Origin of the sequence: Nibrella viscosa, from assembly GCF_039541875.1 — a bacterium.
Classification (GTDB): Bacteria; Bacteroidota; Bacteroidia; order Cytophagales; family Spirosomataceae; genus Nibrella; species Nibrella viscosa.
This window is the reverse complement of sequence record NZ_BAABHB010000001.1, coordinates 1017744-1034003: the sequence shown is the minus strand read 5'-3', so window position 1 is coordinate 1034003 and position 16260 is coordinate 1017744. Positions and strand designations below refer to the sequence as shown.

General features: G+C 53.6%; 15 protein-coding genes. 6 read left to right on the top strand and 9 right to left on the bottom strand.

Features of this window, described 5'->3' with window-relative positions; translation table 11 throughout:
• Nucleotides 1–30: 30 nt before the first annotated feature.
• Nucleotides 31–1029 (top strand): bile acid:sodium symporter family protein, encoded by a 999-nt coding sequence (locus ABD931_RS04395; RefSeq protein WP_345264472.1) that lies wholly within the window; start codon nucleotides 31–33, stop codon nucleotides 1027–1029.
• Nucleotides 1030–1047: 18 nt separating this feature from the next.
• On the opposite strand, the gene ABD931_RS04390 is transcribed toward ABD931_RS04395, so the two are convergent.
• Genes ABD931_RS04390 through ABD931_RS04380 form a run of 3 tightly spaced genes read right to left on the bottom strand, consistent with a single transcriptional unit; the run spans nucleotide 1048 to nucleotide 6360 of the window.
• Entirely contained in the window at nucleotides 1048–1791 is a 744-nt protein-coding gene (locus ABD931_RS04390; RefSeq protein WP_345264321.1) for an EcsC family protein, read from the bottom strand.
• A 53-nt stretch (nucleotides 1792–1844) separates the two neighbouring features.
• Nucleotides 1845–3152, bottom strand: coding sequence for a RagB/SusD family nutrient uptake outer membrane protein (locus ABD931_RS04385; protein ID WP_345264319.1), 1308 nt, complete (start codon nucleotides 3150–3152; stop codon nucleotides 1845–1847).
• 37 nt (nucleotides 3153–3189) lie between these two features.
• Nucleotides 3190–6360 (bottom strand): SusC/RagA family TonB-linked outer membrane protein, encoded by a 3171-nt coding sequence (locus tag ABD931_RS04380; RefSeq protein WP_345264317.1) that lies wholly within the window; start codon nucleotides 6358–6360, stop codon nucleotides 3190–3192.
• 325 nt (nucleotides 6361–6685) lie between these two features.
• Here ABD931_RS04380 and ABD931_RS04375 point away from each other — a divergent pair, with 325 nt between their 5' ends.
• Nucleotides 6686–7381 carry a murein L,D-transpeptidase catalytic domain family protein gene (locus ABD931_RS04375; protein WP_345264314.1) on the top strand — a complete coding sequence of 232 codons (696 nt, stop codon included), beginning with the start codon at nucleotides 6686–6688 and terminating at the stop codon, nucleotides 7379–7381.
• Here ABD931_RS04375 and ABD931_RS04370 read toward each other — a convergent pair.
• Nucleotides 7363–8616 carry a L,D-transpeptidase family protein gene (locus tag ABD931_RS04370; RefSeq protein ID WP_345264312.1) on the bottom strand — a complete coding sequence of 418 codons (1254 nt, stop codon included), beginning with the start codon at nucleotides 8614–8616 and terminating at the stop codon, nucleotides 7363–7365. The two genes, ABD931_RS04375 and ABD931_RS04370, sit on opposite strands and share 19 nt — an antisense overlap.
• A 69-nt stretch (nucleotides 8617–8685) precedes the next feature.
• Between ABD931_RS04370 and ABD931_RS04365 the strand changes: the two genes are divergently transcribed.
• Nucleotides 8686–9618 (top strand): glycoside hydrolase family 16 protein, encoded by a 933-nt coding sequence (locus ABD931_RS04365; protein ID WP_345264310.1) that lies wholly within the window; start codon nucleotides 8686–8688, stop codon nucleotides 9616–9618.
• Between the two features lie 77 nt (nucleotides 9619–9695).
• Here the strand turns inward: ABD931_RS04365 and ABD931_RS04360 are convergent, their stop codons facing one another.
• On the bottom strand, nucleotides 9696–9887 hold the full coding sequence (locus ABD931_RS04360) for a cold-shock protein (RefSeq protein WP_345250190.1): 192 nt from the start codon (nucleotides 9885–9887) through the stop codon (nucleotides 9696–9698).
• Between the two features lie 500 nt (nucleotides 9888–10387).
• Entirely contained in the window at nucleotides 10388–11218 is an 831-nt protein-coding gene (locus ABD931_RS04355) for a hypothetical protein (RefSeq protein ID WP_345264308.1), read from the bottom strand.
• A 121-nt stretch (nucleotides 11219–11339) separates the two neighbouring features.
• Between ABD931_RS04355 and ABD931_RS04350 the strand changes: the two genes are divergently transcribed.
• Together ABD931_RS04350 and ABD931_RS04345 are read left to right on the top strand one after the other, a co-directional pair.
• Nucleotides 11340–11888, top strand: a complete 549-nt coding sequence (locus ABD931_RS04350; protein ID WP_345264306.1) for a transposase — start codon at nucleotides 11340–11342, stop codon at nucleotides 11886–11888.
• The gene (locus ABD931_RS04345) at nucleotides 11797–12405 is read left to right on the top strand and encodes an IS5 family transposase (protein ID WP_345264304.1); all 609 of its coding nucleotides are present in this window, start codon (nucleotides 11797–11799) and stop codon (nucleotides 12403–12405) included. Before ABD931_RS04350 ends, ABD931_RS04345 begins: the two co-directional genes overlap by 92 nt.
• 54 nt (nucleotides 12406–12459) lie before the next feature.
• Here ABD931_RS04345 and ABD931_RS04340 read toward each other — a convergent pair whose 3' ends face one another.
• A complete protein-coding gene (locus ABD931_RS04340; RefSeq protein ID WP_345264303.1) occupies nucleotides 12460–12708 on the bottom strand; it encodes a hypothetical protein in 249 nt (82 codons plus the stop codon).
• A gap of 66 nt (nucleotides 12709–12774) precedes the next feature.
• Nucleotides 12775–14133: an ATP-dependent DNA helicase gene (locus ABD931_RS04335; protein ID WP_345264302.1), complete on the bottom strand. Its 1359-nt coding sequence runs from the start codon at nucleotides 14131–14133 to the stop codon at nucleotides 12775–12777.
• A gap of 97 nt (nucleotides 14134–14230) precedes the next feature.
• Here ABD931_RS04335 and ABD931_RS04330 point away from each other — a divergent pair, with 97 nt between their 5' ends.
• The gene (locus ABD931_RS04330; RefSeq protein WP_345264301.1) at nucleotides 14231–15226 is read left to right on the top strand and encodes a helix-turn-helix transcriptional regulator; all 996 of its coding nucleotides are present in this window, start codon (nucleotides 14231–14233) and stop codon (nucleotides 15224–15226) included.
• Here ABD931_RS04330 and ABD931_RS04325 read toward each other — a convergent pair.
• Complete coding sequence (locus tag ABD931_RS04325; RefSeq protein ID WP_345264300.1) at nucleotides 15214–16200, bottom strand: hypothetical protein; 987 nt, start codon at nucleotides 16198–16200, stop codon at nucleotides 15214–15216. The genes ABD931_RS04330 and ABD931_RS04325 overlap by 13 nt on opposite strands.
• Nucleotides 16201–16260 lie beyond the last annotated feature (60 nt).

The following is a 16260-nucleotide window of genomic DNA, read 5'->3' as shown; positions in this document are numbered from 1 at the left end:
AACTCAGCTTCTGTTTCCCGCTTATCTCAGATGGGCGCCTTAGCCCGGCGGGCCGGCCTCGACGGCTTCCTGCTGGCCCTGATCGGCATGATTCTGCTGGCGTACCTGTGGCCGGCCCCTGGTATTCAGGAAGGCCCGTTTTCGTTGTCCCGCATTGCCAATTACGGCGTTACGCTCATCTTCTTCTTATATGGCCTGCGGCTGAACCTGGAGAAACTGCGGGCCGGGCTAAGCAACTGGCGGCTACATATGCTGGTTCATGTCACGACATTTCTGGTGTTTCCGCTGCTGGTACTGGCCGTCCGGGAGGTATTTGCTGCGGGGAACCAGCCATTGCTGTGGCTGGGAGCCTTTTATGTGGCTGCGCTGCCATCAACGGTATCTTCTTCGGTGGTGATGGTCTCCATTGCGGGAGGAAACCTGCCGGCTGCGATTTTTAACGCCAGCATCTCCAGCCTGATCGGAGTATTTATTACACCCCTCTGGATGGGCTTGTTTTTGAGCACCAGTTCGCTGGAGTTTGACCTCTGGCCGGTCATAGGCAAACTTACCCTACAGGTATTGCTGCCGGTGGTACTCGGGTTGGTGCTGAACAAACGCATCGGTGGCTTTGCCGACCGAAATCGTAAATACATCCGGTATTTCGATCAATCGGTAATTCTGCTGATCGTATACACCTCCTTCTGCGAATCCTTTGCCCGGAACATGTTTGCGGGCTATAGCGCCGGGGACATCATCGGGCTGAGCGGCCTGATGCTTGCGCTGTTTTTTCTGGTATACGGCATCACGTATGTGGCTGGTAACTGGATGGGCTTTAACCGGGAAGACCGGATTACAGCCCTGTTCTGCGGCTCCAAGAAGTCGCTCGTGCAGGGCAGTGTCATGTCGAAAGTATTATTTCCCGACGCCACCGTTGTGGGTATTGTGCTGCTGCCCATTATGCTGTACCACGCCCTGCAACTGATTGCCGCCAGCGTGATTGCCCAGGCGATGGCTCGCAGGGCTGGCCGGGCGGTAGTTGGCGAGTAGGTGAGTGTTCCTCCAGCCTTACTGATTGTTAAGTGCCTTAAAATCTGTTTCACGCCACCGCATCCGGTAGGCGTTCATGGCGGTAGTGCCGAGTTGACCGACCAGCCGCCAGTTGACGACCAGCCCGACGGCCGCGCCGATGCCGGGTATGAGTTGTGCCATTTTGGCCAGGTCAATATAATCGCGGTATTCCTGCTGAAAGGTGAGCCAGTCGAACTGGTTAATATCCTCGGGCAGTTCCCGGCAGTGTTCTGCCCAGTTCTCCATTTGAAGGTATACCTCCCGACGTCGCTCCTGACTCGAAAACGCCAGTTGAAAGATATACATGATATACAGCCGCTCCCGGTAATCGGTTACCGAATACCCGTATAACGCGGCAATATCGAACAGCATTTTCATCTTCAGACTCAGCAGCAGCGGAAAATCGGCCAGGCCCAGCAGGATACCGCCGGCACCGGTCACTCCACCCTCGGCGGCTCCGGCCTTTTTGTAGATCGCAATACGATCACGTACGGCAGCCTCGCGCAGTTCAAAGGATACATGGGCGAGCGGCTGCCGGGTAGTGTATCCGGCACCGAAAAGCACAGCGCGGGTCATTTGCCTGATAGCCGTTGTAATGGCCTGGTGAATCTTATCCGGAATCAGGTTGTTCATCCGGCGCTGAACCCCCCTGGACAGCCGGTTAAGCGAAGAGGGTGGTTTCAACATCTTCTGCTGCCAGGTGTAGAGTTCGCTGCGGACAGTTTCCTCGTAATTGAACATAATTCATGTGGGGGTATTTCTCCCCAACCCCCTGAAGGGGGTTGGGGAGAAAATCAACTCGTCGGGTCTTCCGGCGTACTGCTGTTATTGAACCGTTCGGTCTGCGGATAGGGCAAAAAGTTACGATTCCGCTCCTGACTGGCCTGCGGTACGGTAGAGCCCGGCCCCGACCGGCTGAACCGGCGGCTGTCTTCCAGCCGGAATCCCATATACGCCAGTTCAATCAGCCGGTTTCGGTAAATCTCCGCCAAAACGGCCTCCTGCGTGCGTGGGCCCGAATATGCGGGCAATCCGGCACCAATACCCCAGGCATCGGTTGTCTTGGTCAGTACCCGGTTCAGCTCCGTAATGGCGTTGTCCAGATCACCTTTGCGGGCATATGCCTCCGCCCGGATCAGCAGCATCTCACCAGGCAGATACACCGGAACCGGCGCGTTATTGGCCGTGTAGAAACCCGTACCCAGGTTGCGGGCTGTGTTCGCCGTCTGGGTATAAAACGCAATGCGCCGGTCGGCGGGGTCGGGGGCCAGCACCCCGCTCAGACCCAGATTCGCGTTGGTGGGTTCAAAGACGTTCCGGTTGCTGAAGGCTACTTCAAACACCGGATTACGGCTGTTTTCGTCGAACGAGAAGAACGACCGCACTGTCAGGTTTACCCGTCCGGCGGCTGCAATGGCTTTATCGTAATCGCCTACAAACAGGCTATACCGGGCAATCAGCGCCTGAAGTGTGTTCGGAATGTCAAAACCCGGCACAACCTGACTGGTAAAACCGGCTCCTACCGGGGTGGCACTCACCAGCGTGGCGGCTGCTTCCAGTTGGCGGATGGCCTCCCGCAGCATTTGTTCGCGGTTAACAAACTGGGCATTGGTCCCCGTAACAATTGGTGCCTGCTGAAAAAACCGGGCCAGCGTTCCCAGCGACAACGCCTTAAAAATAGACGCATACGCCACCAGGCCACTCCGGGTACCGGGGTCCTGCACCACCCGATCGACATTCTGCAGAATAATATCGGCAATGTTGCGGGTCAGTTGGCTGCTGGTCCACAGGTTCCGGATTACGGCATTGTTACCCTGTACGCTATTATACCCCTGCTCCAGCAACAGTTCATCGGTATTACCGGCGTTCAGCACGCGCAGTTCGCGGGTGGTCAGGCCACTGGCGGCCACGGCATTGTAGAGGGCTCCCTCCCGCCCCACCGTATACCGAAATTGCATGCCGTTCGCCAGCGTAATCAGCCCACTGGTGGAGTTCACCACCTGCTGCTCGCTGGCAGCACTCGGATTCAGGTATTCCTCCCGGCAGGCATTCTGGGTAAGTAGTAAACCCACAAAACCGGTTGCTATAATATATTTTCTCATTGGATTCCGGATGTTAAATACTGGGTGTTAGACTGATTTAGAACGTGGCCGAGAGTTGAAGGCGGTACGTACGCGGAATGGGTACGTTACCGAAGTCGACACCCCGCAGGAGGTCCGACGTACCACCCGCGTTGGTTTCGGGGTCGAAGCCGTTGTATTTATCCCACGAAATCAGGTTCCGGCCGATCAAAGACACGTTCAGGTTACTCAAAATCCGCACAAAATTCGGCAATTGGTAGCTCAGACCTACCTCCCGCAGTTTAACGAAGGAACCATTATCGATCCGGAACTCTTCGATCGTTCCGATGGAAAAAATATAGCCCCGAGGCAATTCGCCCTTCATTTCTTTCTCGGCCAGTTCGCCGATACCCACGTTCTCACGAGTCCGCTTATCGGCGTTAAACACCTCAAGTCCCTGTACGGCATCAAGCAGAATATGCAATGTTGCCCGCTTATACGTCAGGTCGCTGTTGAATGAGCCGGTCCATTTCGGGTTGGGGTTACCGATCACCTTCAGCACGTAGGCCCCGGTTGGTTGTCCTTCGGTGGTTCGCTGGGGGGTATACTCCGTCACACTGGTTTGGGCACCCCGCTCCCGCTGTGGCAGGCCCTGCGGGGTGAGCAGTAGCGAGCCGTCGGCGTTCCGGGCAAAGGGAAAGCCGTAGAACACGCTGGCAGGCTGGCCCTCGATCAGGAATACTGGTGCGCCCGCCACGTTGTTGATGGCGATAGTGGGGCTGCCCAGCGAAAGCACCTTGTTACGGTTCTGATTGTACAGCAGGGTTATATTCCAGCTCAGGTCTTTGGTCCGCACCGGCACCAGGTCGAGAGAAATTTCAAAACCTTTGTTCTCCATTTCGCCGACGTTATTTACAATGCTGGAACCACCCGTCGACGGAGCCAGTACCCGGTTCACCACCAGGTCTTTGATCCGCTGGCGGTAGGCCGTAAACGTCAGGTTCAGCCGGTTGTTCAGGAACGACAGGTCGGCCCCACCTTCAATTTCTTCCATCCGCTCCGGCCGCACCCGCGGGTTAGCCAGAATTGAGCTTGGGATGATGGTGTTACGGCCCAGAAAACCCACCGGCTGGAACTGCCAGAAACGGCTGTAGCTTCCAATACCCGACAGGTTACCGGCTTCACCGTACGACGCCCGCAGTTTAAGCGCATTGAAGGCGGTGGCAAAACTGCCGTTCTTCCAGAAATCAAGGTCAGACACCACCAACGAACCACTCAGTTTTGGATACACCTGATTGGTCTCCGAAGGCGAAAACTTTGACGAACGGTCGCGACGAACAGCCGCCGTCAGGAAGGCCAGATTCCGGAAGCCTACCGTAGCCTGACCGAAATAGCCGCTCAGGTTGAAACGGTCCAGGCCATAACCGGCCCGCAGGGTGGTACTGGCAGCTCCGCTTACGGTCTCGATAAAGGGAGCCAGATTCTGTCCGTTGGCCTGGCTGTAGTCCTGCTGGCTGAACTGATAGTTGAAACCCGCGATGACGTTTAGTTTGAAAGCGTCGCTCAAATTCCGCTCATAGCCAACGTTTACATCGGAGTTGAACAGCAACACCTGGTTGTTGACCGTAGCCGCGTAGCCGAAGGGATATCGCTCAAGCGGCAGTTGAGCTACCGACTGGTAGGGATACGGCCGAATGTAATTCCGGCCAAGTTGCGAGTAGGTATCAACACCGACAATCCAGTCGACGCTCAGGCCTTTCAGCGGGGTCAGGTTCAGTTGCACATCGCTGATGGTCCGGTTCACGGCCTGCGTAAACGTCATATCCTCAATGGTCGAAAGCGGGTTTACGCGGGTCGGCTCTACGGCCTGGAGGTTTCCGGCAGCATCGCGCTGGGTAATATCCCAGAGGTTGTTGGTGATGGTCACCGAGTTGATTGGGCTATAAAAGACATTTCCGTTGGCCTTCTCGTTCGACAGGCTGTTGATGTAACTCAGACCCGCCGACAGTTTGGCCCAGTTGGTCAGCCGCTGATCGAGCCGTGCCCGCAGATTGTATCGGGAAAAATCAGTTCCTTTAATGATTCCCTGGTTCAGCAGGTACCCAAATGAAACGTAGTATTGGGTATTGTCACGGCCACCCGACAGCGACAGCGTGTTATCGGTGCCGTAGCCGGTCCGGAAAATCTGGTCGAAATAATTATACCGCTGAACATCCACCAGGTTTGTGGCGAGTTGAGTTGTCACCCCATCGCGAACAATGCCCACCGTAGTGACACCAGGGTTGGCCGCAATCTGAGCCGCCGAGATCCCGCCGATGGTGTGCAGCCGCAGCCCGGCAAAACCAAACTGCTTCGGATAGGTAGTGATGGGAACGCCTTTGCGCAGTTCGTTGACGTTGAAACTGGTGGTAAACGACAGGCGGGGTGCCCCCGATTGACCGCGCTTGGTTGTAATGAGCACCACCCCATTGGCCGCCCGGGAGCCGTATTGGGCAGCCGCAGCGGCTCCGTTAATGACGTTGATGCTGGCAATGTCTGTCGGATTAATATCGGCCAGGCGGTTTACACCCGGCTGCGCCGTGCCTATCTGGTCCGACAGGGCAAGCTGCGATACATTCTGGCTGGCGTTGCTGACAATTACGCCATCAATGACGTACAAGGGGTCCGACGAACCCGACAGCGATTTTACCCCCCGCAACCGCACCGACAGGGCACCGGCCGGATCGCCGGAGTTCTGCACGATCTGCGCCCCCGGAATTTTGCCCTGTAAGCTATTTAGCAAGCCACCGGAACCCGTCTGCGTCAGGCTCTCGGTCCGGATGGTATTGATGGCGTTGCCAAGTTCACGCCGGGTGGTGCGGATGGTCGATCCCGTCACCACCACCTCGTCCAGGTTCAGAATATCTTCCCGGAGGGTGCTATTGGTCGTTATTGTTTCCTGGTTGCCCAGCGACACGGTAGTGGTGGTTGGTCCATACCCTACGGCACTAACGTTGAGCGTATAGGTGCCCGGCCGGACGTTGGCCACAAAGGAGTAGTTCCCGTCTGCATCGGTGGCGGTGCCGATGGTAGTGCCTGCCACCTGCACCGTCACGCCGGGCAGAGGTTGTCCATTGGCGTCGGTAACCCGGCCTGTCAGCGTATAGCGTTGGGTTTGCGCCCAGGCACTTCCCGTCAGCAAGAGCGTAAAAACCAGCAACCAGGCCCGCCGGAGCTGATTTCGATTAAGAAAAGAGTAGTTACTTATCATAGGACTACACAAAAGTTAACAAAAGTTACAACGCCTAAAAATAGGTGAATTTTTTTTGGTGCAGTTACCGACCCGGACCGAATTTGGGTAAAAAGACACGAATGCTGGAGAGCCGTTGCAGGAAGCCCGGGGATGGGTATCAGGTAGTATGGATAACCGAAAAATATTTTTGTGAGGCATACCGGCATTTATTGCCGGATAATCATTAAACTTAGCTTAAAATAGCGCTAAAACACATAAAATAGTTAGCCTGTAGAATTAATTCCACAATTTAGGCGTTACTAGAATATCCCTGACTAATCAACCTTAATCGTATTCTGGACTTATGAAAAAAGCCCTGGTATCTGTTTGTCTGTCTTTTAGCCTGCTGACCCTCTCTCCTGCTACGTTTGCCCATTATGTACGTGCCGAGCGCCCTGTTGTTCCCGGTGAATCGCTATCAGCCTGGTTCCGGGCGTATGATGATTTACACCTGGGTGCTGCGGGTCTGAAGCGGGAGGTTTTTGAGTACGCGCTACGCGGATTACAGAAAATAGACGCCAAGCCTATTATATCCATTGTTGATATGAGCCAGCCGTCTACCAAAAAGCGGCTGTACGTTATTGATCTGGCCAACAAAAAATTATTGTTTCATACCTATGTGTCGCACGGCCGCAATACCGGTGAGCTAATGGCGAGCAGTTTTTCCAACGTAAATTCATCGAACAAGTCCAGTCTGGGTTTTTATAAAACGCTGGATACGTATATGGGTAAGCATGGCCTGTCGCTGAAATTGAAAGGGTTAGAGAAAGGCTTTAACGATAATGCATACGACCGCGCTATTGTATTGCATGGGGCCGATTACGTTTGTGAAGATTTTGTCCGCCGAACAGGCCGGCTGGGTCGCAGCCAGGGCTGTCCGGCGGTACCAAATGCCATGTCCAAACAAATTATCACAGCGGTAAAAGGTGGCTCCTGTCTGTTTGTGTATTACCCCAATCAGGACTACCTTAAAAAGTCGACTTATTTAGCGACCTTGTAAACGTCTTTGTGAAAGGCCAGTTTACCCTGGTCGTCTACATCCACCAGATTGTAGGCGATAAAAACCGGAAACGGTTTCGGGAGCGGAAAGGTCCGCGGTTTCTGATCGATCATACACCGGTCCAGAAAACCCGGATCGAATTTTTCTGATCCCATCAGAAAATTAGCCAGCTCGACCGGCTTCTGCACCCGCATACAGCCGTGGCTACGCCAGCGATCATTAGTGGTCGAAAATAGTTCACGGCTGTTGGTGTCGTGCAGGTAAATAGCAAATGGGCTGTCCAGATTAAACTTCATTACCCCCAGCGCATTATCACAGCCCGTCGATTGCCGGAAACGGTACTTCTTTACAAACTCGTCGGCCGAAATACCGGCCCAGTCTATCGAATACGGGTCAACCTCTTTCCCTGCCTGGGTTACCACCTGCATATTCTGACTGTCGAGGAAAGCGGCATTGCGTCGCATTTTCGGCAGGATCTCTTTCGTAGCGATGCTTTCGGGCACGTTCCAATACGGATAGGTGATAATATCTTTCAGGTGTGACGTAAAGACCGGCGTCTGCGTATCCTGTTTACCTACAATCACCTCCATCGGCAACAGACGCTTACCCGACTTATCGTATATGGTCAGTTCGGCGGCCGGAATGTTGATCACCACAAACCGGTCGTAATCGAAGCGATTCAGCCATCGGTAATAGTTCAGTGTCCGCTTAATGGCCTCTAAGGTGTCCGTCGATGTATTTCCCCGAAGTTGTTGATAATGCCCCACTAATTGTGCATACGGTTCAAACTGGGTCGATTGCTTCACCTGACTGATCAGCGCATCACCTGATATTGACTCCGCCGTCACCTGTGCGTTTACCCAGGCCGTATCTACTTTCTCTTCTTTGCGCAGGCCGTGAAAGGCCAGGCCCGGAATTTTATCGCCGTAACGCAGTTCCATCAGCAGTTTCGACAATTTTTCCGAGGCTTTGTCTTCGTTCGCCATCGGGTCCGTCGGGTTGAACGCAACAGAGTATTTTGTTGTATCAATCCCCAGAGAATCAGCGTATTTATTCAGCCGCTGCAGAGCCATCTGAGCCTCCGGTTTATCACGCTTAAACACCTTTAGTCTCTCCAGCAAAGACGAAAGACCGGTATCTCCGTTCCCCTTATAGCTATTCGACTGGCACCCTACCGATGCCACCATCAGCATGGCACCGATCATTAATCCAAATTTACTGTTACGTGGAGGCATTTTTTTCGACGTTAACTTTTATATTCCAGAACAAAACGTTTATTGCACTTTCAAAAACTCTATCATACTATGATAAGACAATTATCAGGCCAAATAGTGGGCGTTGGTCTACTATCTATACTTTTACTGTGTAGCTGCCGGTCGGCCCCGGAAGTAGTTCAGGTCAGTTCCGACACCACGGCCCGGCCGTCGGCTCCAGCGGCCACTACGTACACAGTGCCGTGCAATGCGACCCTCAGCCAGACGGCGACTACGGGCTGGACGCTGGCGTTCGAGGATGAATTTACGCAAAACCCGGCGGATGCGAGCAGTCAATGGGGTGCCTGGAGCAGCGGGGCCTACAATAACGAGCTTCAGTTATACACCACAGCGCCAAAGAATTTGTCGGTCGCCGGGGGCATCCTGTACATCCGTGCCGTAAAGGAGGCCACGCCAGTAACTGGAAAAACAAATCCCTCCAACACTGCGTCGAAGTCATTCAACTTCACCTCGGGTCGGATCGAAACGAAAACCCTTTTCGCCCCAAACGCGACGCAGGGCCAGATCCGGATGATGGCTCGCATTAAGTTGCCCAGTGGATATGGCATGTGGCCGGCGTTCTGGTCGTACGGCGATCCCTGGCCGACCAAAGGGGAAATCGATATTCTGGAAGCCAGGGGCAACGAAGACAAGGTGTACCACACCAACTACTTTTACGGCCGACAGGTGAACGTGAATCTGGTCAGAAACGCCGAAGCGCATATTTACACGTCGGCCAGCCTACAGAGTTGTTGGCATATCTACGAACTGGTTTGGACGAAAGACGCGCTGACGTTTTACCTGGATGGGCAACAGGTCGACAAAAAGACGGGCGGATATGTGGCGGACCTGTTTGGCAAAGAAGAGAAAGTGACGCTGAACCTGGCGGTTGGCGGTGATTATTTTGGGAACCCGCCTGCTTCGTCCATTGCGAACGAGGGCATTATGGAGATAGATTGGGTACGGGTGTACACGAAGAATTAAACACGCTATACAAGCAAAAAGCGCTGGGAATTGCCAGCGCTTCGTACGTAAACCAAGATTTATTCAGAATCTTTCGATTAGATAAGTTCTACGTTTACGGCGTTTAGGCCTTTTTTGCCTTTCTCAACCTCGAATTTAACCTGGTCATTTTCACGAACCTGGTCAATAAGGCCCGATACGTGTACGAAGATGTCCTCGCCAGTACCGTCTGGCACAATGAATCCGTATCCTTTGGATTCATTGAAGAATTTTACTTTACCTGTTTGCATTAGAATTAATTTGAATTACGGGTAAAGTTGTCAATAAATTCCGAAAAGGCCTAATTTCTACCAAACATTTTATTTTCATATTTAGCGAGCGGTAACTATCCGACTGGTGCCCCAACGCCGGCTTTGGCGGTTGCAGCCAGCTCTACCAAAATATTAACATCACTGGCGTCCGTAGCTTCCATTTTCTGGCCGCTGAGCAAAACGGGTAAGCTTACCGGATGGCTTATCACGAAGAAGGCTGCAATAACTGAGTGGATGTTGGGTGGGTGAAGCATATTGCATATGTTTAAACCTGATTATTAAAATACGGTACATTTCTCTGCTGTAGTAACGTGACGTAGGTACGGTCGGTTAATAGCAACAAAAATGGTATTTTCAGGCGTGCCGTAGGTACGCTCCTTGTAGCCGAACCTGTAGCGTACCTACGGCACGCCCGATTGCCTGCTCACCTACTTCACTATTGACAGACGCTCCCTACGGGGATAAATACCAAATAGCCTTTAGCTTAGAAGCCGGTTAGTTCGCTCGCCACACACATACGTCTCGTACCCAATATTTTTTGGTTTTCCTGAACTGATGCCTTTGAATATACCCCCTAAGGTGTTACACATCGTCGAAACAGCCTGTTGCCCAACGAGCGGAACCGCTTTAGGTCCGTCGTAAACAACGGTTGATTGGTTTGGGTAAAAGCGGGAAAATAGTGAAACATGGGTATCCTTCGCAACGTTGCCATTCTTGTTAAATAAGGCAAAGCCATAACCGGAACTCAGCCAGAAGTAGTTGGTCAGAATATTGCGGTCGTGCAGCTCATCCTTGTTACATTTTACAATACATATGTGAACCGGGTAAGGAAATGTCTGCTTCAACTGCTGGGAGAGGTCCTGGTACCGCTGCTTCAGGTTGGGTACTTCCATAGTGAGTATGGTTAGCTGAAAGGCATTGTGGTCCAGGCGCTCGGGCAGAAAGTTCTTCAGAAAAGGTAATAAGTTCTGCTTTATCAGGTCTGAATCCTTCAGGATATAATTATCTGCAATCACCATTGCATTGAACGGGTGCCGAAACGGTTCGATGAATGACCAGTCGGTGTAGGCTGAATTCTTCTTAGTAAACGTTCTCAGGGCGAAGCTGAACAGGAAGCGGGCTTTAGCCAGGTTGTTTCCGCCCAAAACGACGTAGCCGTATTTACGTTCCAGTGTTTGACAGTCGGCATCCGGCTTGGTCAGCAGAAACAGGGTGGCCGGAGCGGGCACATTCTGGAAGTATTCTGTTTCTTTGTTGGTTAACTCGCTGAACGAATCCGGATTTGGCTTGACGCGGTTTGTCTTGAGCAAAGACTTGAAATAGGGGTTTTTCTGCGCCAGCTCGGCTTTGTTGCATGGCAGAGCCGTTGATGGCCAAACATAAAAAAAGCACTGGTAACTTTGAGATCGCCAAACCATCAAAGTTTCCCCTATGGGTACCAGTGCTCACCGAAAGATCCGCTTTTTTACGCCCAAACAAGCCGAAAAAGGCGCTAAACTCCCCAAAAAAACCAAATCAGTAGCCCCTCAGCAGCCCAAAGCCGCTTACCGGCTGACCAATTGGCCCGCTTACAATCAGGCCCTCATTCAACGCGGCAACCTCCAACTCTGGTTTGATGAACAAGTGCTGGAAAACTGGTATTACACCGGCCCTCAAAAGCCCGGTGGGGCCTTTCGCTACTCGGATGCCTGTATCGAATGCGCCCTACACCTCAAATATGTGCTGGGGCTGGCTTTCCGCCAGACCCAAGGCTTTCTAAGCAGTTTACTTCAGACGCTCAAGCTCGACCTGCAAGTACCCAGTTATACCCAGTTGTGCCGTCGGCAAGCTCAACTCAGCCAACAACTAGCGCCCAGCCAAGACGCTTCCAGTGAGGAAGCAGCGGTTTATGTGGTGGTCGATAGTACGGGCGTTAAGGTATATGGGGAGGGAGACGGGGCCGCCCGCGCGGTGGAAGGTGAGGCAACATGGATTCAGTAAGCGCCGGAGCTGGCGTAAAGTGCATATGGCCTATAATGAAGCTACCAATCAGGTGTTAGCTATTACTCTGACTAGCAGTGACATAGATGGTGCAGCTATGCTGGAGCCCTTGCTGGAAGCGATTACCCTGCCGGTTAATAAAGTAGTGGCCGACGGCGCTTACGATCAAAAGAAAGTGTATGACTACCTCCAGCAACAGCAGATTCAGGCTATCATTCCCCCGCGAGCCAATGCGATTTTGTGGTTGGATCAAGACAGGCAGCCCCTGGTGCATGATCGCAACCAGGCTGTGTTGAAGATAAAAACCTTGGGCTTAGCGGACTGGAAACGAGCGGTAGGCTACCACCGCCGGAGCAAGGCCGAGACGGGTATGTATCGGTTGAAAGTAATATTCGGGGAACGCTTACGGAGCCGAACCTTGAGTCGTCAACAGGTAGAGGTACGCCTAAAGGCAGATTGCCTGAATCGGTTTTCTAGATTAGGGTTGCCGATGGCTGTCAAAAAGCCTCCAACCTAGCCATGCAACAAAGCCCGCTGGCAGCGTAAATCACCAGATTTGAGTCGTATAATTTCATTCGTCGTCACGGAAAGGAAGTCTACGGTCGCGAGTCTCTCGAATATGCGCAACCATTTCATCTACATCCAGCGAGGGGCTGCCACGCATTATTCGGGCACGAGCTTGAGCTAGCTCCTCCTCGCTTAACGGCTTTGACTTTACCGGTATGCTGGTTGGCTTCAGTACAATCAATTCTTTATCCGCCATATCCTGCAGCAACTCCTTTGCTTTAGGATCGATAATTTCAACAGAATAGACTTCCATAACTTAACAGACCTTGGTTTTTGCAAGATAAACAAATTTTAACAGGCAATTTCAGATGCTGATCTTTCAGTTTGACCAGCCCGGCTCCCAGCTCACCACCGTCTCCCGGGCCCGTGTTACGGCGGTGTAGGCGTACCGGTAGTCGTTGGGGCGCTGGTAGGGGTGCAGCATGACGTGAATCCACTCGCCACCCTGTGCTTTGTGGCAGGTGAGGGCGTGGCCGTAGCGCAGGCGCATGGCACCCATGTAAGGGTCGGCGTAGGCCCGTTCAGTTTGACGGTAGGTGGCGTTTTTGGCCATCCGCTCGGCTTTCAGATTCTTCATGTCCTCCGGGTCAATGTCGCCCCGCTCGCTGGTCAGGGTGTCCAATAACACGCAGGTCGTCACGGTAAACGGCTCGCCGGAGGGTTCCGTAAAGGCCAGCACCGCCCGCTGAAACGTCAGGGCCGCCCGTTTTTCGGTGGTTGGGTCCAATTCTACCACCCGACCGGTATCGCCTTTCATCAGCAGGCGCGTGCCATCAGACCAGTTTTCGTTTATCACCACCTGATCGCCAATTGCTAATACCGATCCAGCAAAGCCCAGCCGTTTCCGGATAATCTCGTTGAAATTGTTAACCACGTTGTTGCTCGACCCGATCATAATGACGTAATCCGGGTTCCCGGGGCGGTACAAGTTCAGGTAGCGCGTAACGCCGGCGCTATACGACGATAACCGGGGAACATCGAGCCGGTTCAGCGCCAGACCCGCATCGCTCCGCCGGCGGATGTCGGTTGCCATAGTCAGGATGGGCGAGCCGTTGTCCTGCCGTTTTACCTCCGTCAAATGAGCCGACCTGACGCTCATGCGGTACGTACGTTCCAGATAACCGGGTTCCAGCGCCGGGGAAAACTCCTCGCCCACCGGGGCTAACTGGTAGCGGTCGCCGATCAGAATAACCTTATTGCGCGGATTGCTCTGCTTGATATGGTCCAGCAGGTCGAACAGCAGCGATTTGGCGGCTACAAAGCTGCCGTCGGTCCGATTCCGGTCGCTGATCATGGAAGCCTCATCTACCACATAGACGCTGTACGGTTCGGCCGTAACGGGTTTACGGGTCAGCAGCACCCGGCCGTCGGCGAGCGTCTGCGGGGTGTACAGCACATGATGCGCCGTATGCGCCAGCGCATTGGTCTTGCGGCTGAGCACCTTGGCCGCCCTGCCGGTGGGGGCCGTCAGGTAATACCGGATCTGCTGCGCTTCGAGGTGGTCCACCACGGCTTTCACCAGCGACGTCTTGCCGGTACCGGCGGCCCCACAGAGGACAAACACGTCGTCGGTATAGTCGGGAGCGGTAAACTCCTCCAACTGGTACAGCGCGTTGGCCTGTTCGCGGGTGGCCGTAAAGGGCAGATGGTCGAAGATGGTTTGCGTGGCGATTGTCATCGTGTACTGGTTTGGTTGACGACACGAAAGTAGCGCAGCCACTTGCGTCGGAAAAACCTCAGTTACATCTTTGCTTCCGCTGAAGAAAATAACACGTATGACCGATAAGCAATCGGCCGACAAACGGCTCAAGCGATTATTAGCTATCCATAAGCAATTGCGGCAGGGCGCCTGCTCCGGCGACAAACTGGCCGATAGTTGCCGTGCCTTAGATGAGGCCGTTAGCCTGCGCACTATCCGCAGCGACATTTACTTTATGCGTCGGATGCTGAATGCCCCGGTGGAATCCAGTCGCTATTACGGCTACCGCTATGCCCGTGCGTATTCGCTGCTGGAAGGTCTGGAAGATGAGCCGCTGGGCACCCTCAACGAAGTGCTGGCGCTGGTGCGGCAACTGGCAGAAACCAACAGCCGGGCGCTAGCCGGTCTGGAAGAAGCGCTCCTAAGTCTGGAGCAACAGGTGAGCGTAATTCGGGCGGAGCCGAACCCGCGTATCGAATTTGAAAATCCAGATCTGAAAGGACGACTGTACCTGATCCCGCTACACCGGTTCCTGCACCGGGGCGTATTCGTCCGGATCTGCTACCAGCCTTATGCGGCTACCGAACCGGCCTGGCGTACGGTATGGCCGCTGATGCTGAAGGAGTTCAACAACCGCTGGTATCTGATTGCCTGGGATAAACTATCTGACGATACCCGGCGCATCTGGCCATTCGCCCTCGACCGGATCACCCAACCACCCGTCGAAACCGCCACGCTTGATGTTTTCCCCTTGCCCAAGCCGGTTGACCTCACCGGTTATTTTCAGCACGTGATCGGCGTAACCAAAACCGGCAGTGATCCGCAGTGGGTGGTGTTGCGCTTCAGCCCGCAGCGGGCGCTGTACGTCATTACCAAAAAGATTCACCCCACGCAAACCGAGAAGCGCTTACCCGACGGCAGTTACCGGGTGCAGCTTCTCGTAGAACTCAATAAAGAACTGGAAGCCAAAATTCTGGAGTTTGGGCCGGATGTGACGGTACTCGAACCCGAAGCCCTGCGGGACACCATTGTGGGTTATTTACAGGCAGCCCTGAATACCTACACCCTGTAACGCGTCAATAACCGCTTGCGGTCCGGACGGAGCATTATATATACAAACCCTATAGATATAACCAAAAAGAAGACTGGTATGGCAAACTGCCAGTAATCAGGGCCGTAGGTTTTGGGCATCATATCATCGGTGCCCGCATCGTACAAGACCGCCAGCTTATCGCCGGGCTTCAGTGTTTCGTAATCAGCCTCCTCAATGGGGATTACCCGCTTTTTGCCGCCATCCTCCACCACCGCCCGGTAATGATACGCACTGCTGCGAAAAGCGCTGGATCGTCTTCGGCCACGCCGTCCAAGCCTCGTCCGGTCAACCTCATCGACAACGACGGAAGTTTCGCGGCCGTTTTGTTTGATGTGCTGATAGTATTGATAATACTGCCAGCTATCGTAGGCGAAATAAACGCATCCGACAATCAACAGGCCAAGTGCAACAAACCGTCCGATCCACTGCCACAACGCCCAGCCGGTTAGTTGAAAGAATAAGCTACAGGTCAGCAGAATAAACGCGGCTACCAGAATACCCAGTCCGCCGAGGGCGACATTGTCTTTCTGGTAGAAGGGGATGCCGCTCCAACGGATCAATCGGGACCGGACATAGTTTGAATGAGCCGATGCGTCATATACCGGCTGCCGGAAGTCATCGAAACCGGCGTGATACATCATCGGGATGCGATCACCGCCGGCTACCCAGTTGGTGTCGAACACCCACCGGCTGGTGTACGGCTTACCCTGATATCGGAAGTGGATGTATACGCTGTTGCCCAGTTTATCGAGCCAGGACTCTTCCCGCCCCCACTCCACCTCGTCGACTTTTACCTGAACCACCCTGCCCTCGTTCTCGAACCGCTGCAGTTGCTGCCGGTCCTTGTAGTAAAACCACATGAGGTACGTAGCCACCGCAACGATGAGGAGCATCGCCAGTGTTGAAAAGATGGACAGGATACGGCCCAGAATCGAATCAGCGCGCTTAAACATGGCCAGGCGGGTATTGGGTTATGAGTACCATCAACAAGGTAATCAAGGAATTATTATTGG